We start from the raw sequence: 16988 nt of genomic DNA on the forward strand, positions 1-16988 counted from the left end.
TGTTTAGAGTTTTTTAAACTGAAATTCGATTATTTCCTTTTTCCTTTATTGTTCTTTATAATAGTAAGTACAAAGGAGGGATGGAAATGTACTACCAACAGGCATTACAACCGAGTGAACTATTGCCAGCGATTTCCAATTCAGGGGAATGCTTTTTTGTCATTCGGGCTGAGCTACCCATCCGGCAATATCAAATCGCAGTCTATCTTTACGACGATCAATTCTTTTTGTTGCAAGATGATCGCTTGTTTGATCAAATCGAACAAATCTCTAGTGAGACATTAGGGGACGAGGAAGAGATTTTACCATTTATCGAAGAAGCGTTGGAAGAAAACCATTATTTATTAGTGGAAAAAGCGTTTATTCGTTTAGATCTATCTACTTTACAAAAGATGACCGATCTTACTAGTTTCGATATCTTGTTTTATGAATTTTTTGATTCATGGGGGGAAGAAGAATGAAACGGACTGAATACGTAACACTCCAAGACAAAACATTGATTGACCTATTCCAGCAGTTAGGAGAGGATGTTTCGAATCTCGAGCTGATCGATGAAGAAAAGAATATCGATGTGGTGGTTGTGTCGAATAGTGACTGGCAATATTTATTGGAACAAGTCAATGATGATGTAAAAGAATCTTTTGCTGATACGTCAGAGACAGACCTGGATGAAGAACTAGCCGACGAATAAACGCTTTTTGTGGTTGATAAACTGTTTTACTACGGGAGTGGTGGTTGGATCTTTTGAAGGGGTTTAGCAATCTAGGCAGCTTACCAAAAAAAATACGAAGCGATCTCATTTCCCATTAAGAGGAACAGGATCATTTCGTATTTCTAGGTAGGTTGCTTTTATTTTGTCCGCAGACGAACGTTTTTGACTTTTAGATAGCCGCGAATCAAGTTGAGAATAAGTAAAAGAATGCCCACAATCAATGGAATCGCTAATAAGTAGGGCGAGTAAAGGTGGGTTTCTTGCACGTGTTCAAGAGAAGTTTTCTCCACTTCATTGATGGCTTGTTGAATGACTTGTAAACTAAATCCAGTCAGAAAACCAGCAATGATGAATAGGGCAAATCCTAAGTAGGGTATATCGGAAGACCGGCGAAAAAGAGCAAAAGCTACATATAAAACCAAAAGGAATGCCGGTACGCCAAAGGCAAAATAGGGATTTAACATGGTTTTTTAACCTCCTTTTCTTTTATGATACTCCAAAATTTACGTTTTGGGAAATAGCGTGTAAGATAAAAATAAAACGTGAAGGAGTTCTTTATGTCCGCTTATATTACCCCAATAAAGGTTGCTCTGCTGGTTTTTCCATTTCTAGCATTGGCGATATCAATGATTTTTTTTGTTATCCAATATCGAAAATACGGTCGTTTTATCTTTTCTCGTGCACTGGTTCTTTATTCGTTTGTCTTCTATTTATTATGCGCCTATTTTTTAGTTATTTTGCCATTGCCCTCGATTGAAGAGGTAGCTCATATGACTGGTCCTAAGATGGAATTGCAGCTAGGAGCATCCTGGCACCATTTTGTCCAACAGACGGTCTTAAATATCCACGACCCGCAAACCTATCTTCCTGCCATGAAGCAGGGGGTCTTTCTCGAACCACTCTTTAATTTATTGTTGACCTTGCCTTTCGGCGTTTACTTACGTTATTACTTCAAGTGTTCTTTTCTGAAAACGCTGGCGATTACGTTTTGTCTGACGTTGTTTTTTGAATTGACTCAGCTGACAGGACTTTATTTTATTTATCCCCATCCTTATCGCTTATTTGATGTTAATGATCTCTTTGTCAATACACTAGGAGGATTGTTGGGGTGGAGCATTGCCCCGCTATTTACGTTCTTATTGCCATCAAGAGAAGAGATGGATGCCGATTCATACGCCAAAGGTACTCGGGTAACCGTAACACGAAGGATATTTGCTTGGTTGATCGATTGGGGAATACTGAATGTGGTCAGTTTCATTGTGGTGATCGCTGTTCGTTTGCTTACTCAACAGACGGTAAGGGACTTTAGTGGGGACTATTGGTACTTTGCTCTTGAAGTATTACTGTACTTTGTGTTGTTTGCTTATCTTGCCAAAGGACAAACGATTGGAAAAAAACTCGTACGAATCAAAATCATGCAAGAAGCCCGTCAGAGGGTCAGCTTGGCTGCGTTATTGAAACGTTATGGTTTGTTTTATCTGATTTATGCCAGCATCAGTCGGGTCAACATCTTTTTTGCACCGTTTCTTGATTCGGATAATACGCTGCTTCTGGTCGTCAGTTTATTGATGGTGGTCATTTTTGGCTTGATCCAGTTTGGCTTTTACATGAATCTCTTTTGGGCTGCAATAAAAAAAGAAAGCCGCTTTTTCTATGAACGCCGCAGTGCAACGTATACAATTAGCACGATTGATCCAAAACCCGTGACAAAAGAAAGTTAGGAAATCAAGGCAACATATGCTATAATCCAAAGGATGCTAAAAGAAAGAAGGTGTTTGAATGTCTTTTGAGTCATTTAAATTTCAACCATTTATTTATGAAGCACTTGCTGATAAAAAGTTCTCTAATCCAACAGAAGTGCAAGAAAAATTGATACCTGTTATCCAAAAAGGCCGTAGTGTTGTTGGACAATCTCAGACTGGGAGTGGTAAGACCCATACATTTTTACTGCCATTGATGGATAAAATTGATGCCGAAAAAGATGAAGTGCAAGTCGTGATTACTGCACCGAGTCGTGAATTAGCCACACAAATTTATCAAGCCGCAAAACAGATCGGCGGGTTTCATGATCCGGAGATTCGTGTGTCAAATTTTGTTGGAGGAACGGATAAACAGCGCCAATTGAGCCGTCTGCAAAATCAACAGCCCCATGTCGTGATTGGGACACCTGGTCGTATCTTGGATATGATCAACGAACAAGCCTTAGGGGTTCACACTGCCAATGTATTTGTCGTGGATGAAGCAGACATGACCTTGGATATGGGCTTTTTGGAAGAAGTCGATCAAATTGCGGGGCGTTTGCCTGAGAAACTACAAATGCTGGTTTTCTCCGCAACGATTCCAGAGAAATTGCGCCCATTCTTGAAAAAATACATGGCCAATCCATTGATCGAAGAAATCAAATCGAAAGCAGTCATCTCTGATACGATCGAGAATTGGTTGATTTCTACCAAAGGGAAAAATACCAATAAATTGATCTATCAATTATTGACTACAGGCCATCCCTATCTTGCCATCGTTTTTGCCAACACGAAGAGCCGTGTGGATGAAATTACGGATTACTTAAAGGAACAAGGCTTAAAAGTAGCGAAGATCCACGGCGACATCAGTCCTCGTGAAAGAAAACGGATCATGCGCCAAGTGCAAAATTTGGACTACCAATATGTTGTCGCAACAGATTTAGCTGCGCGAGGAATTGATATTGAAGGGGTTTCTCATGTCATCAATGCCGAGATTCCAGCTGATTTGGATTTCTTTATCCACCGTGTTGGTCGGACCGGTCGAAATCAAATGGATGGGACCGCGATCACTTTATATGATCCAAGCGATGAAGGGGCAATCCAAGCCATCGAAGATCTAGGGGTTGTTTTCCAACCGAAGGAAATCAAAAATGGCGAGATCGTTGCGACTTACGATCGGAATCGTCGGCAAAAGCGGGAAAAATCTCGTGACGAATTAGACCCAACCTTGATTGGCTTAGTCAAGAAAAAGAAGAAAAAAATCAAGCCTGGCTACAAGAAAAAAATTCAATGGGCCGTTGATAAGAAGAACAAAGAAAAACGGAAGATCGAACGTCGTCAAACGACTCGAACCGCCCGCAAAAACAAGAAAAATTCGAATAGCTAATGCTTACCAAAACAGCAGTCAAGGAAGAGAACTACTCTTCCTTGACTGCTGTTTTTAATTGTTTGGTCATTTCTACACACAATACGCCATCTTCAGCATAGGGTTCAGATGTTTTTTGATACCCACAGGATTCATAAAACGCACAAGCGTCGATCTCTGCGGATAACACTGATTGGAGGGCACCCTCTTGGACACCACGCATTTCGAGATAATGCAATAATTTGGTGCCGTATCCTTGGTGCCGAAAGGCCTTAGCTACGCAAAAGCGATCAGGTTGCAGAGTGTTCGGTGTAGAGAATTGATAGCGAATGGTAGCGATCGGTGTGTTTCCATCAAGCCAAAGAAAGTATGGACAGGTTTGGTCTTTTTCATCAAATTCCCATTCTGCCGGAATGTGCTGTTCTTCTACAAAAACGGCTTTCCGCAAGGCGAAAACCGCTTGTAGCATCCACGGACTGCGTCCAAAATAAAGCATCAGTCGTTTTCCTCCTTTTTCGTGGTATACTCGTTATATAGTAATTGTAGCAGATGAGAGGAGAAATGACGTGGATTTTTTTGAGGCGTTACAATGGTCAAATTGGAAGACACTGTCCTTTGAAATCAAAGAACAGCTGATCCAGCAAATTTTAATGTATTTTGTCAGTCCTTTAAAGGAGATCACCGATGTCCATTTTAGTCAGTTGACGTATGCAGGATTGAAATGTGCTACCTTTGAATTAACGATCGATGGCGAAGACTTTGTCTTTATACCAGGGAATTCTGAGGCGATCTTAGGTTGGGATCTCGGTGTGCAAGGATTACCGGCTACTTGCTGGAGTAAAAATTGGCAGTCACCACCCAATGAGATCATTCGCCAACTGGAAACAATCTATGAGTTAGAAACCAGCCAGGATTGGGGGATTTTTGTCAATGAGTCGACGAGCCCTTTGCGTAAAGCTGTGATTGATCCCATGCTAGTCCAAAAAAGTTCTCTGCCTGCTGGCGCAAGGTATATCGGGCAGTTAAATACGATCACTGGGGAGTTTCACGGGTTAGTCGATCAATTCAGTGTTTTCGAAAAAGAGCTAAAGGCACAATTCACAGCACCAGCGTCCTTTGAGGAAAGCTTGCGTTGGGAATTACCCGCTTTTTATCACGAAGAGAATCGCTATTTTGCTGCACTAGAGCCGTTATCGGAAACCTATCAGTTATTTACCCACGAATCCGTCAGTCAAACAGAATTGAAACAGCAGTTAGATAAACAAGGCTTTCAGCTGCTTTCAGAGGATCAATGGGAATATGTCTGCGGTGCTGCTACTCGGCGACTTTTTCGCTGGGGCAATGAAAAGTCTTGCGACGATGGTGTCTCTTTGCCAACCGCTGAATTGCTTGAACCGAATTTATTTGGCTGCACCTATGGGCTTGCGGATGCGTGGGAGCTGACAGATGGCTTGTCTTTAAAAATGGAGAACTGGCAAATTTGTGGGCATCCCTTATTCGATGCATTGCCTTATGCCAGTTATTACCGTTCACGGAAAATGCTACAGCCAGATCAAAAGCTTTCTCCGCAGAGCTATCGTTACCGCAAAGCGATTCTGATCAATAAAGACCGGATTTGAGGATTGACTTTTTCGACACATTTCCTTATACTTTGAATGACGAAGGATATGGTCGGTTTGATGATTCATTACAGAAAGTTTTTCACTGCTGAGAGAAAAACATGAATTCAGACGGATTGCTCCCTTTGGTGCTCAACTGCAGCAGAAATGTTGCCGTCCACTCCGCGTTAACGAGTCTAAGAGGTAATGAGTCACATCATTGCAAGCAAGGTGGTACCGCGTATCGACGTCCTTGCTCTGCAATGGTGTTTTTTTATCGTCAAAATGACTCTAAAGGCATAAGAGCGCCTTACCAGCAATTTTGTCAGCCCCTGTATCTTAAGCGAACACAGAAGAAAGTAGGAGAATAACGTGAAACAATTATCCAGTGCAGAAGTACGCCAAATGTTTTTGGACTTCTTTCAATCAAAAGGTCATTCAATTGAACCAAGTGCGTCCCTTGTCCCAGTCAACGATCCAACCCTATTATGGATCAATTCAGGGGTGGCAACGCTAAAAAAATATTTTGACGGCAGTGTTGTTCCTGAAAACCCAAGAATGACCAATGCGCAAAAATCAATTCGGACCAACGACATCGAAAACGTTGGGAAAACAGCAAGACACCATACGATGTTTGAAATGCTAGGAAACTTTTCGATCGGCGATTATTTCAAAAATGAAGCGATTCATTGGGCATGGGAGTTTTTGACTTCCCCAGAATGGATGGCTTTTGATCCAGAAAAGTTATATGTCACGGTTTATCCAAAAGACACAGAAGCAAAACGGATCTGGGCAGAAGAAGTCGGCTTGACACCAGAGCATATCGTTGAGATTGAAGACAACTTTTGGGACATTGGTGCAGGACCATGTGGACCGGATTCGGAGATTTTCTATGACCGTGGTCCTGAGTTTAATGACGTAGCGGAAGATGATCCCGAAAACTATCCTGGTGGCGAAAACGAGCGCTATTTGGAAATCTGGAATCTGGTCTTTTCAGAATTCAATCATCAACCAGATGGCTCCTATGAACCACTACCACATAAAAACATTGATACGGGGATGGGGCTGGAACGAATGGTTTCCATCGTTCAAAATGCACCAACCAATTTTGAAACAGACTTGTTTCTGCCGATCATCAATGCAGTGGCGGATTTAAGCGGTCGTGTGAACTACGGCGACAGCAAAACGACAGATATCTCCTTTAAAGTGATTGCAGACCATATCCGCGCGCTTTCTTTTGCGATCGGCGATGGGGCACTTCCTTCAAATGAAGGCCGTGGCTATGTTTTACGTCGTTTATTACGTCGTGCAGTCATGCATGGGAAAAAATTAGGGATCGATGCTGCCTTCTTATACAAATTAGTACCGATCGTTGGCGAGATCATGGAAAGCTACTATCCTGAAGTACTAGAGCAGCAAGAATTTATTGAGAAAGTGATCCGCAACGAGGAAGAACGTTTTCATGAAACGATCAATGAAGGGTTAGATATTTTAAATCAAGTGATCGCCCAAGTAAAAGCAGACGGTCAAGATACGTTAGCTGGTCAAGATATTTTCAAATTGTATGACACTTACGGCTTCCCGGTTGAACTGACAGAAGAAGTGGCGGAAGACGAAGGGTTGAAAGTGGACCATCAAGGGTTTGAACAAGAAATGGATGCACAACGTGCCCGCGCTCGTGCGGCTCGACAAACGGAGCTTTCAATGGGCGTACAATCCGCTTTATTGACAGATATCAAAGTAGACAGCCGTTTCGTTGGCTATGATTCACTTGAAGCAAACAGCGAATTATTAGTGATCATCCAAGACGAAGCGTTACATGATTCTGTTTCGACAGGTGAAGCAAAACTGATTTTTGCCGAAACACCATTTTACGCAGAAATGGGTGGACAAGTTGCGGACACAGGCACGATCGTAGCAGAAGATGGTACGATCGTAGCGGAAGTGACGGATGTCAAAAAAGCACCGAACGGTCAGTTCTTGCATACTGCTACAGTCAAAGCGCCACTACAAGAAGGCGTGAACTATTTCTTACAAGTGGATCAGCATCGTCGCAATAAGATCATCAAAAATCATACGGCGACTCACTTATTGCATAAAGCGTTAAAAGAAGTATTAGGTAGCCATGCGAACCAAGCAGGTTCATTAGTTGCTCCAGGACATTTGCGCTTTGACTTTAGTCATTTCGGGCAAGTGACCAGCGAAGAACTGAGCCAAATGGAACAAATCGTCAACCAAAAAATTTGGGAAGCCCTCCCTGTTGTGACGATCGAAACGGATATCGATACCGCAAAAGGCATGGGAGCGATGGCACTCTTTGGTGAAAAATATGGGCATGACGTTCGCGTCGTCAATGTTGCCGATTGGTCGATCGAATTATGTGGGGGAACCCATGTGGCAAATACGGAGGATATCGGTATTTTCAAAATCGTTTCTGAATCAGGGATCGGTGCTGGTGTTCGTCGGATCGAAGCCGTGACTAGTCAAGAAGCCTATACGTTATTGCATGAAGAAGAAACTCAATTAAAAGCAATCGCAGGAATCGTTAAATCTGCCCAATTAAAAGAAGTCGTTGCCAAAACAGAACAACTGCAAGCGCAGCTACGTGAATTGCAAAAAGAAAACGAAGCCCTTGCCAGCAAGTTAGCAAATCAGCAAGCAGGGGATGTTTTCAAAGATGTCAAAGAAGTAAATGGTCTGCGTCTAATCACAGCGAAAGTGACTGTTAAGGACATGAACCAATTACGTCAACTAGCCGATCAATGGAAACAAAAAGACCATTCTGATATTTTAGTGTTAGCTACCGCGAATGATGGCAAAGTGAATCTTTTAGCTGCTATGAACAAAGTAGCCAATGAAAAAGGATTGAAAGCGGGCGATTTGATCAAAGAGATCGCACCTAAAGTTGGTGGCGGCGGTGGCGGCCGTCCTGATATGGCACAAGCCGGCGGGAAGAATCCTGAAGGAATCACAGCAGCACTTGAGACCGCAGCAGCGTGGTTAGCTGCCAAGTAATCACACTAACTGGTTGAATCTGTGCCAGGGAATTTCTTTCGTTTAAGATGATAGATGAAAGAGGAGCGCAGGTCTTTAGCACAGTCCTTTTTTGAACGAAGATGACGGAGGGGGGAGACCCTTCCGTTATCTTTTTCCTTTTTTCCTACGTGTTATCTGAAAATGCGTTCGATAATTGAAGGGAATTCGCTTTTTTTTCGAAAAAGCGATACGAATAGTTGTTTAATTGAATTCCTTCGGGGTAAAATAAGAAAGATGGTTTTTTGAGAGGGTGATGATTTGCTAAACTTTTTTTTAAATCGTAGCAAAAAAAATGGTGTCTACGAACGCACAGCCATTGGGAAGTTAGCGGGTAGCCTCGGGTTGCTTTCCAACCTCCTATTATTTGCCGGAAAATTTATCATTGGCTTATCTGCACAATCTGTTTCGATTATGGCCGATGCCATCAACAGTCTTTCAGATACAGCCTCGTCTATTTTAACATTGATCGGTTTTCGGATCTCGGCGAAACCAGCCGACAGTGAACATCCATATGGACATGAGCGATTTGAAGCCATCAGTGGGTTTGTGGTATCTTTGATCATCACGTTTGTTGGCGGTCAATTTCTCATCAGCTCTGTGCAACGCATCATGGAACCGACGAGTATCCGTCTTTCACCACTATTGTTTATCGTTTTGGTTTTATCGATTTTGATCAAAATCTGGCAGGGAGCGATGTACCGCAAACTGGCGAACCTGATTGGCTCTCAAACACTTAAAGCCAGTGGGCAAGACAGTCTCAACGATGTGTATACAACGGGTGCGGTTTTGTTTTCAGCGACGATCGAGTGGTTGACTGGCCTACGTATTGATGGCTTTGTCGGCTGTCTGATTGCCTTGTATATTTTGATTAGCGGAATCAAAATGATTCGTTCCTTTATCAACGAATTATTAGGGGCACGCCCAACGCAAGAAGAAGTAGCTGCCATGGAGCAGCGCTTGGATCACTATCCGACGATTCTCGGTTACCATGATTTACTGGTTCATAATTATGGACCGAAAAATCGCTTTGCCAGTGTGCATATCGAAGTGGATGAAACGTGGTCTTTACGAGAAGCGCATGAGGTGATTGATGCTATTGAACAAGATTTTCGCCAATCTTTAAAGGTCGACCTTGTCTGTCATCTTGATCCAGTACCAATTCAAGATCAGCAGTATCGGTATTTAAAAAAAGAAGTGTCAAAGATCATTCGCTTCGTTGATCCGCAGTTACGGATGCATGATTTTCAGGTCAAAGGAGATCTGTTGGCGTTTGATTTAGTGATTCCCGCAAAATCGGCGTATAGTGATCAAGAAATCGAAGAAATGCTGAAACAAAAAATCAAAGAAACACTAGGGAACTATGAATTGAAGCTTGCTTTCGATCATAGTTACCTATTATAGGGTTACAGGATATAGGAGGAAACTATGATAAAAATGGATATGAGCATGATTTCCACGGTATTATTGGCACTTTTGTTTATTAATACGATTGCTGCCTTTATTACTGTTTTTCGGAAACCACGCTCGATTGCAAGTGTCTTTGCTTGGATGATGACGTTGGTATTCATCCCCGGCATCGGGTTTTTGTTGTACTTGTTTTGTGGTCGGGGGATCGACGGAGAAATTATTTATAAATTTAGTGAGCACCACCAAAGTAGGATCAATGAGTTGAATCAAATCATCAAAGTGCACAATTATTCTTTTCCTGAACATCCTTACTCAGATGAAAATCATCTATTAGAGCGCTATTTTAAGAACCTTGATGAATCGCCCTTGACTAAAGGAAACAAAGTAGAATTTTATACAGATGGAAAAGAAAAATTTGCAGCATTGTTTGAAGACATGAAGCAAGCAGAAGATAATCTGCATGTGGAATATTATTCGTTTTTTAATGATGAGATCGGTGGCCAATTTCTGTCTATCTTGATCAATAAAGCCCGTGAAGGTGTTGAAGTGCGTTTGGTCTATGATCCATGGGGGTCACCGAAAGCCAATCGGAAATTCTTTCAACCGTTGATTGATGCCGGTGGAAAAGTCGTGCCTTTCATCACTTCGAAGAACCTGATCCGTAACACACGATTGAACTATCATCTACATCGAAAAATCGTTGTGATCGATGGTCAAATCGGGTGGACTGGCGGCTTTAATGTCGGCGATCAATATTTAGGGAAAAAGGCCAAATTTGGCTATTGGCGAGACACCCATGCGAGAATCGTAGGTACTGCCAGTTTTACACTACAAGAGATTTTTATTCGTGACTGGAACGCATCTGTAAAAAAAGAAGAGGATCAACTGGAATACGAGGATCGCTACTTTATTCTACCGCCGAAAGAGCTCTCTGGAAATGTTGATTTGCAGATTGTCGCTGATGGTCCTGAAAGTGAGACCCAAATTCTCAAAGGCGGTTTTGTAAAAATGATCTTAGCTGCCAAAGAATCGATTTGGATCCAAACGCCTTATTTGATTCCTGATGACAGTATGATGAACGCATTGGAAATTGCCATCCACTCAGGTGTAGACGTCCGAATCATGATCCCATGTATGCCTGACCACCCATTCATTTACCGGGCAACACAGCATTATGCCAATTATTTGCATCGTCGTGGTGCAAAAATCTACATCTATAACAATGGTTTCCTCCATGCGAAGACGGTCATGATGGATGATACCATTAGTTCCTTTGGGACGACAAATCAAGACATTCGGAGTTATGCCTTGAATTTTGAAGTCAATGCTTTTGCCTACGATCACGATGTCACGCAAACGTTGAAAGGCTTCTTTGAAGAGGATATGGCGCAATCAACATTACTGACGGATGAAATTTTAGCTAAGCAGTCTTACTGGTTGCGCTTCAAACAAAACTTCTCTCGGTTATTGTCTCCGATCCTTTAATTTCAACGCCTTTGCTAATCCTTGGCGTGCCAAATGGTCGGCACCTTTGTTTTGGCTCTCAGGGATCCATTGGATGATCGCTAAAGGGAACTGTTTCAACAAGCATTGAATTTCCGTTAAATAATCAGAAAAAGCAGGGTTTTTGGTATAATTCTTGTCGATAGTCTGCGCAACGACTTTGCTGTCGGTATAGAGCATAATCGTCTGTTCCTGTAACCCTTTGTCAATCAGCAGCTGCAACGCGTTGACCATCACAGCGAACTCTGCTTGGTGGTTGGTTGAATCAGGTAGCGGAAAAGCAATTTGCTCATGCAGATCAGTACCGACAATGACGATTCCACCGCCACTAGGGCCGGGGTTGCCTTTCGTGGAAGCATCAAGATAAACTTTTAACATTGTCTCACCCTTTTTTGATATGATAAAGATAGTATACTAGAAATTTTATGTTGTGAGGAACTTTTATGAAGCGTAAATTGTATTGGCAACCGGAAGCTGCTACAGCGATCATTTATTGGTCGTTTACTATGATGATATTATTTATCAGTTTGATTCTTTCGTTAGAAAATACCAGACCTTATTGGAAAAGCAACCTCGTTTTAGCCGTCTTTTTCTTTTTTGTATGGTTAGGTATTCATCGAAGCATACTCATCAGGAATGATTTGCTCCTTATTCGCTATGCCCGCTTATGGAAGAAAAGCCTTGTTTCTTTACCTGAGATAGAAAAATGGCAAATTGAAAACCATTTAATAAGCATTACCGATCATCAAAAAACGTATACCTTCACGTTACGTAAAAAAGATGTGGTATGGTTAGAAACTTTTTTTCAAGAAAAAATCCCTGAAAAAAGGGTGCAGGTCGAAACCAACGAGTAATTCATAGAAATCTAGAAAACAGCGATCACTCCTTTTGGCGGCACAGCCTTAGGAAGGACGTTGTTTTTTGTTTACATAGAGGATTCGGCAAACTTCTTGTAAAAGTGTGGAAAATCTCTCTTTCTTTCTGAATAAAATCAAGTATAATAAGAGCATAGCAAACAAAATACATTTTAAAGTGCTAAATAGTTCGTGAATTGAGGGTAAAAATGAAATCAGATATCGAAATTGCACAAGAATCAACGCCTAAACCGATTATTGAAATTGCTGAACCACTTGGTTTAACAGGGGATGACCTAGAACTTTATGGCAAATATAAAGCAAAAATCGAATGGTCAGCAATCAAAGAAAAAGCAAACAAGCCGTTAGGTAAGCTTATTTTAGTCACAGCCATCAGCCCGACACCAGCAGGGGAAGGTAAATCAACGGTGACCATCGGACTTGCGGATGCCCTGAATCAAATCGGGAAACAAACCGTCATTGCTTTGCGGGAGCCATCATTGGGCCCAGTAATGGGCATCAAAGGCGGCGCCACCGGCGGCGGCAAAGCACAAGTTCTACCGATGGAAGACATCAACTTACATTTCACAGGTGATATGCATGCGATCACGGCTGCCAATAACGCCTTGTCTGCATTGATCGACAATCATATCCAGCAAGGCAATGAGTTGGGGATCGACGGACGTCGGGTCACATGGAAACGCGTTGTCGATTTGAATGATCGAGCGTTACGACAAGTGATTGTCGGTCTAGGGGGACCGTTACAAGGCGTTCCCCGAGAAGACGGTTTTGACATCACCGTTGCTAGTGAAATCATGGCGATTTTGTGCTTGGCAACAAGCATTGATAATTTAAAAGAGCGATTAGGAAAGATTTTAATTGGTTATTCTTTTGAGAAACAACCAATTTACGTAAAAGATTTGGCGGTCCAAGGTGCTTTAGCCTTACTTTTAAAAGATGCCCTCAAACCGAATCTCGTTCAAACGATTGAAGGAACCCCTGCGCTGATCCATGGCGGACCTTTTGCGAATATCGCCCATGGGTGTAACAGTGTCATCGCAACCGAGACGGCTTTGCACTTAGGAAAATACACGGTGACCGAAGCTGGGTTTGGTGCTGACTTAGGCGCAGAGAAATTTCTTGATATCAAAACACCGAATTTATCAAAGGCACCAGATGCGATCGTAGTGGTAGCAACGATCAGAGCACTGAAGATGCATGGTGGGGTCGCTGTCGCTGATTTAGGGACAGAAAACTTAAAAGCATTAGAGCGAGGCTTCAGTAATTTAAAGCGTCATGTTGAAAACATGCGTAAATATGGTATTCCAGTTGTCGTTGCGCTTAATGAGTTCTCACAAGACACAGAAGCGGAGCGAACATTAGTCGAAACCTTGTGTCAGCAAATCGACGTCACCATCGCACGGACAGCCGTTTGGGCAGAAGGTGGCGCCGGTGGAACGGATCTAGCAAAAGCAGTGGTTCAACTAATCGAGGAAAAACCCGCCAACTATCATCGCTTGTATACCGACGATTTGCCTTTAGCGGATAAAGCTTCTTTGATTGTGCGTGAGATCTACGGCGGGGCAGAGATTGAGTTTGCGCCTAAAGCCAAGGCACAGTTGCAAAGCTTCAAAGAGCAAGGCTGGGATCAGCTGCCGATTTGTATGGCGAAAACCCAGTATTCATTCAGTGATGATCCAAAGCGATTGGGCGCACCAGATGACTTCACAGTAACGATTCGCGAATTCGTGCCAAAATTAGGTGCTGGTTTTATCGTTGCCTTGACTGGCGCCGTGATGACGATGCCGGGACTACCCAAGAAACCTGCGGCCATCAATATGGACGTGACTTCTGATGGCCAAGCGATCGGTCTTTTCTAAAAGAGTGGTTACAAACAAAGCGGGCATTCACTGCGTTTGAAGCGAAAAAACGCAAAGAGGTGCTTAGAAAGGACGGATGCACGCTGCATCCGTCTTTTTCTCGTTCATTAGACGTGATGGAAGATTAAAGTAGGAATTCTTGTTATAATAATCAAGGAAGCAAGTAAAAGTCTATTTTCTTTCTTTTGATAATCAAGTATACTTAACAAATTGAGGTGATCCTTGTCAATGGAGATACAACTGACCAGACGGACTGGCTTTTATGGAATGGGCAGTCCCCTAGAGATTATGCAGGAGAAAAAAAGAATCGCTGCAGTCAATCATCAGCAAACGATTTATTTAGAGTTAGCTGAGCAGACACCGATTCGTGTGCGCATGTTTTTTTTAGAAAGTCAGCCCTTTCAGCTACCACAAGGCCAATCAGCACTCAAGCTGGAGATCGTGATGAATCCTGCGCTTAAAAGAATATATATCGGCTTTTATTTAAGCCTTTTTCTCATGATAGGGGTATTGGGCTTATTATCACTCTCTCTCTACTCGTTGATTTTTGTTGGTGTGTATTTGGTGGCTTATTTTGCCTTTGTTTTGATTTATTTAAAAAAAGCGTATCTTATCAAGGAGGTTCCTCATGGCTAGTGGTGCAGATCAATTTTTGAGCAGTTTTAATCGAATCGAAAAGCGGCTTCGTGACGAATTGGATAATCCGCGGAATATGGGTTTTTCTGAAATGGTTCGTCGCTTGTCAAAAAGCAAAAATATCAATGTCAGAAGAGCAGAAGATGATCTATTACAAATGGCTCAGCTGCGCAATGCCATCGTACATGAAAAAATCGGAGAAAACTTTGTCATTGCAGAACCGAATGAATGGGTTGTCAATCGCATCCAAGAAATTGAACGCTCCTTACTGGCACCTGAAAAAGTCATGCCGCGTTTTGCGAAACGAGTGACTGGTTTTGAAAAGCACCTGCCATTACCAGAGTTATTGAAAATCGTTGCCCAAAAGCGCTATTCACAATTTCCGATCTATGATAATGGTCGATTTTTGGGCTTGATCACCTTGCGGATGCTGGGATACTGGTTAGCGAAAGAAAGCCTCCATGGTGAAATCAAGTTGGCAGGCAGAACGGCAGATGAATTATTAGCAGGAGATGGGAAACGATCGAATTATTGTTTCGTGTCGGCTGAAACGACCATCGTAGAAGTGGAAGAATTGTTTCAAAAAAATGCCCTGCTTGAGGCGGTTTTGATCACCAAGGATAAAAATCCGAATGGAAATCTCTTGGGCATCATTCGTCCGCGAGATATTTTTAAAGAAGAAAGAGTGGAAAATTTATGATCGCGTTGTTTTTTTTGTTAAGTGCTGTTGTCATTGGCTTGGATCAATGGCTGAAAATTTGGATCGTTGCCAATTATCAACTGGGTGAAACACATTCTCTGATCGACAATGTGTTGTCCCTGACCTATCTTCAGAATACCGGTGCAGCTTGGAGTATTCTAGAAGGAAAAATCACTTTTTTTGCGATCATCACCGTTATCGCGGTTGCCGTCGTTGTTTACCTATTGTTTCGTTACCAAAAAAGCAGTTTGTGGTTTCGCTTTGGATTGGCATTTGTTCTAGGTGGCGCTATCGGAAACTTCATCGATCGCTTGCAGCATGGCTTTGTGGTGGACATGTTCCAGCTTGATTTTATCAATTTCCCAATTTTCAATATCGCTGATATGTCATTAGTGCTCGGGGTGATCTTGATTTTTATTTATGCACTGGTAGATGACGAAGCAAAAGGGAAACAAGGAGAATCAAATGGAAAAGCAAATTGAAGTAATCATTAAAGAAGAAAAAGGGCGGGTCGACAAAGTGTTGGCTGAACGCTTGCCAAATCATAGTCGGTCACAAATCCAGCAGTGGCTAAAAGAAGATGCGGTCACATTGAAGGGCGAAACGGTTCGGGCAAATTATAAGGTAAAAGCAGGTGATCACTTGATCATCCAAGTACCAGAACCTGAAGTTGTAGACTTACAACCAGAAAATATTCCTTTGACGATCGTCTATCAAGATGCTGATGTGGCAGTCATCAACAAACCGCAAGGGATGGTGGTTCATCCATCCGCTGGGCATCCAAATGGCACCTTGGTTAATGCGTTATTGTACCATATGGATGATTTATCCACGATCAATGATGTTGTTCGGCCAGGAATCGTTCATCGAATCGACAAAGATACGTCGGGTCTGTTAATGATCGCCAAAAATGATCAGGCACATGAGTCGTTAGCGAAACAATTGAAAGACAAAACATCGTTACGCAAGTACGTAGCATTGGTTCATGGTACGATCAGCCACGAAAAAGGCACCATCAATGCACCAATCGGTCGATCAAAAGTCAATCGCAAAATGCAAGCCGTGATCGAAAATGGCAAACCCGCTGTCACTCACTTCACCGTGTTGGAGCGCTTCGAGCAGTTCACCTTAGTAGAACTACAGCTGGAAACAGGAAGAACCCATCAAATAAGAGTCCACATGCAGTACATCGGTTTTCCGCTAGCTGGCGATCCGCTATATGGACCTAAACGCACGCTAAAAGGCAATGGGCAGTTTTTACATGCCAAGCTTCTAGGCTTCACCCACCCAACAACAGGCGAGTCGCTGGTCTTTGAAGCGCCATTACCAGAGCTGTTCACGGACACGTTAAAAAAATTGCGAAAAAATGATTGATTTTTTTGTGTGAGAACTGTATAGTAATTGTAACAACTAAATAGCTCCTTTAAATGTAGTCCCGTGAGGCTAAGAAGGAATGAGTAAGCAGACGACTCCCGCGTTGGAGATTCGAACCCTTACTAGATGATAACGTGTACCCAAAATCCACAGAATGGGATTTTAGGCAACGATCGGAAAACA

17 protein-coding genes are annotated in these 16988 nt (G+C 42.4%); 14 read left to right on the forward strand and 3 right to left on the reverse strand.

Annotated elements, in window-relative coordinates:
* The first annotated feature begins 80 nt into the window (after nucleotides 1-80).
* Together IGK63_RS07685 and IGK63_RS07690 are read left to right on the forward strand one after the other, a co-directional pair.
* The gene (locus tag IGK63_RS07685) at nucleotides 81-461 is read left to right on the forward strand and encodes a hypothetical protein (RefSeq protein ID WP_005236023.1); all 381 of its coding nucleotides are present in this window, start codon (nucleotides 81-83) and stop codon (nucleotides 459-461) included.
* Nucleotides 458-691 (forward strand): hypothetical protein, encoded by a 234-nt coding sequence (locus IGK63_RS07690; protein ID WP_005236021.1) that lies wholly within the window; start codon nucleotides 458-460, stop codon nucleotides 689-691. The genes IGK63_RS07685 and IGK63_RS07690 overlap by 4 nt, the downstream gene beginning before the upstream one ends.
* Nucleotides 692-849: 158 nt before the next feature.
* Here the strand turns inward: IGK63_RS07690 and IGK63_RS07695 are convergent, their stop codons facing one another.
* Nucleotides 850-1176: a hypothetical protein gene (locus IGK63_RS07695; protein WP_005236019.1), complete on the reverse strand. Its 327-nt coding sequence runs from the start codon at nucleotides 1174-1176 to the stop codon at nucleotides 850-852.
* 93 nt (nucleotides 1177-1269) lie between these two features.
* Between IGK63_RS07695 and IGK63_RS07700 the strand changes: the two genes are divergently transcribed.
* Both IGK63_RS07700 and IGK63_RS07705 read left to right on the forward strand, forming a co-directional pair.
* The gene (locus tag IGK63_RS07700) at nucleotides 1270-2433 is read left to right on the forward strand and encodes a VanZ family protein (RefSeq protein WP_016611742.1); all 1164 of its coding nucleotides are present in this window, start codon (nucleotides 1270-1272) and stop codon (nucleotides 2431-2433) included.
* A 58-nt stretch (nucleotides 2434-2491) separates the two neighbouring features.
* Complete coding sequence (locus tag IGK63_RS07705; RefSeq protein WP_005236016.1) at nucleotides 2492-3838, forward strand: DEAD/DEAH box helicase; 1347 nt, start codon at nucleotides 2492-2494, stop codon at nucleotides 3836-3838.
* 31 nt (nucleotides 3839-3869) lie between these two features.
* Here the strand turns inward: IGK63_RS07705 and IGK63_RS07710 are convergent, their stop codons facing one another.
* Nucleotides 3870-4313, reverse strand: coding sequence for a GNAT family N-acetyltransferase (locus tag IGK63_RS07710; protein ID WP_005236014.1), 444 nt, complete (start codon nucleotides 4311-4313; stop codon nucleotides 3870-3872).
* A 70-nt stretch (nucleotides 4314-4383) separates the two neighbouring features.
* Between IGK63_RS07710 and IGK63_RS07715 the strand changes: the two genes are divergently transcribed.
* The 4 genes from IGK63_RS07715 to cls all read left to right on the forward strand — a co-directional run bounded on the left by IGK63_RS07715 (nucleotide 4384) and on the right by cls (nucleotide 11343).
* Nucleotides 4384-5436, forward strand: a complete 1053-nt coding sequence (locus IGK63_RS07715) for a DUF7278 family profilin-like fold-containing protein (protein ID WP_005236012.1) — start codon at nucleotides 4384-4386, stop codon at nucleotides 5434-5436.
* Nucleotides 5437-5787: 351 nt separating this feature from the next.
* A complete protein-coding gene (gene alaS, locus IGK63_RS07720) occupies nucleotides 5788-8430 on the forward strand; it encodes an alanine--tRNA ligase (protein WP_086372971.1) in 2643 nt (880 codons plus the stop codon).
* Between the two features lie 279 nt (nucleotides 8431-8709).
* On the forward strand, nucleotides 8710-9852 hold the full coding sequence (locus IGK63_RS07725) for a cation diffusion facilitator family transporter (protein WP_016611745.1): 1143 nt from the start codon (nucleotides 8710-8712) through the stop codon (nucleotides 9850-9852).
* Nucleotides 9853-9876: 24 nt separating this feature from the next.
* Nucleotides 9877-11343 (forward strand): cardiolipin synthase, encoded by a 1467-nt coding sequence (gene cls, locus IGK63_RS07730; protein WP_016611746.1) that lies wholly within the window; start codon nucleotides 9877-9879, stop codon nucleotides 11341-11343.
* Here the strand turns inward: cls and IGK63_RS07735 are convergent.
* Nucleotides 11323-11739 (reverse strand): ribonuclease HI family protein, encoded by a 417-nt coding sequence (locus IGK63_RS07735; RefSeq protein ID WP_005236004.1) that lies wholly within the window; start codon nucleotides 11737-11739, stop codon nucleotides 11323-11325. The genes cls and IGK63_RS07735 overlap by 21 nt on opposite strands.
* A gap of 65 nt (nucleotides 11740-11804) precedes the next feature.
* Between IGK63_RS07735 and IGK63_RS07740 the strand changes: the two genes are divergently transcribed.
* The 6 genes from IGK63_RS07740 to IGK63_RS07765 all read left to right on the forward strand — a co-directional run bounded on the left by IGK63_RS07740 (nucleotide 11805) and on the right by IGK63_RS07765 (nucleotide 16805).
* Nucleotides 11805-12215 carry an EbsA family protein gene (locus IGK63_RS07740; protein WP_016611747.1) on the forward strand — a complete coding sequence of 137 codons (411 nt, stop codon included), beginning with the start codon at nucleotides 11805-11807 and terminating at the stop codon, nucleotides 12213-12215.
* A 209-nt stretch (nucleotides 12216-12424) separates the two neighbouring features.
* The gene (locus tag IGK63_RS07745) at nucleotides 12425-14095 is read left to right on the forward strand and encodes a formate--tetrahydrofolate ligase (RefSeq protein WP_016611748.1); all 1671 of its coding nucleotides are present in this window, start codon (nucleotides 12425-12427) and stop codon (nucleotides 14093-14095) included.
* Nucleotides 14096-14323: 228 nt separating this feature from the next.
* Nucleotides 14324-14731: a hypothetical protein gene (locus IGK63_RS07750; protein ID WP_016611749.1), complete on the forward strand. Its 408-nt coding sequence runs from the start codon at nucleotides 14324-14326 to the stop codon at nucleotides 14729-14731.
* A complete protein-coding gene (locus IGK63_RS07755; RefSeq protein ID WP_005226123.1) occupies nucleotides 14724-15431 on the forward strand; it encodes a CBS domain-containing protein in 708 nt (235 codons plus the stop codon). Before IGK63_RS07750 ends, IGK63_RS07755 begins: the two co-directional genes overlap by 8 nt.
* The gene (gene lspA / locus IGK63_RS07760) at nucleotides 15428-15913 is read left to right on the forward strand and encodes a signal peptidase II (RefSeq protein ID WP_016611751.1); all 486 of its coding nucleotides are present in this window, start codon (nucleotides 15428-15430) and stop codon (nucleotides 15911-15913) included. Before IGK63_RS07755 ends, lspA begins: the two co-directional genes overlap by 4 nt.
* On the forward strand, nucleotides 15897-16805 hold the full coding sequence (locus IGK63_RS07765; protein ID WP_016611752.1) for an RluA family pseudouridine synthase: 909 nt from the start codon (nucleotides 15897-15899) through the stop codon (nucleotides 16803-16805). Before lspA ends, IGK63_RS07765 begins: the two co-directional genes overlap by 17 nt.
* Nucleotides 16806-16988: the final 183 nt, after the last annotated feature.

This window comes from Enterococcus sp. AZ040, from assembly GCF_050499185.1.
GTDB classification, from domain to species: domain Bacteria; phylum Bacillota; class Bacilli; order Lactobacillales; family Enterococcaceae; genus Enterococcus_D; species Enterococcus_D entomosocium.

Coding starts and splice junctions, on each gene's coding strand:
- IGK63_RS07750 (WP_016611749.1), top strand. CDS start 14,324: ATGGAGATACAACTGACCAGACGGACTGGCTTTTATGGAATGGGCAGT.
- lspA (WP_016611751.1), top strand. CDS start 15,428: ATGATCGCGTTGTTTTTTTTGTTAAGTGCTGTTGTCATTGGCTTGGAT.
- IGK63_RS07690 (WP_005236021.1), top strand. CDS start 458: ATGAAACGGACTGAATACGTAACACTCCAAGACAAAACATTGATTGAC.
- IGK63_RS07705 (WP_005236016.1), top strand. CDS start 2,492: ATGTCTTTTGAGTCATTTAAATTTCAACCATTTATTTATGAAGCACTT.
- IGK63_RS07685 (WP_005236023.1), top strand. CDS start 81: ATGGAAATGTACTACCAACAGGCATTACAACCGAGTGAACTATTGCCA.
- IGK63_RS07710 (WP_005236014.1), bottom strand. CDS start 4,313: ATGCTTTATTTTGGACGCAGTCCGTGGATGCTACAAGCGGTTTTCGCC.
- IGK63_RS07695 (WP_005236019.1), bottom strand. CDS start 1,176: ATGTTAAATCCCTATTTTGCCTTTGGCGTACCGGCATTCCTTTTGGTT.
- IGK63_RS07745 (WP_016611748.1), top strand. CDS start 12,425: ATGAAATCAGATATCGAAATTGCACAAGAATCAACGCCTAAACCGATT.
- IGK63_RS07765 (WP_016611752.1), top strand. CDS start 15,897: ATGGAAAAGCAAATTGAAGTAATCATTAAAGAAGAAAAAGGGCGGGTC.
- cls (WP_016611746.1), top strand. CDS start 9,877: ATGATAAAAATGGATATGAGCATGATTTCCACGGTATTATTGGCACTT.
- IGK63_RS07755 (WP_005226123.1), top strand. CDS start 14,724: ATGGCTAGTGGTGCAGATCAATTTTTGAGCAGTTTTAATCGAATCGAA.
- IGK63_RS07740 (WP_016611747.1), top strand. CDS start 11,805: ATGAAGCGTAAATTGTATTGGCAACCGGAAGCTGCTACAGCGATCATT.
- IGK63_RS07735 (WP_005236004.1), bottom strand. CDS start 11,739: ATGTTAAAAGTTTATCTTGATGCTTCCACGAAAGGCAACCCCGGCCCT.
- IGK63_RS07700 (WP_016611742.1), top strand. CDS start 1,270: ATGTCCGCTTATATTACCCCAATAAAGGTTGCTCTGCTGGTTTTTCCA.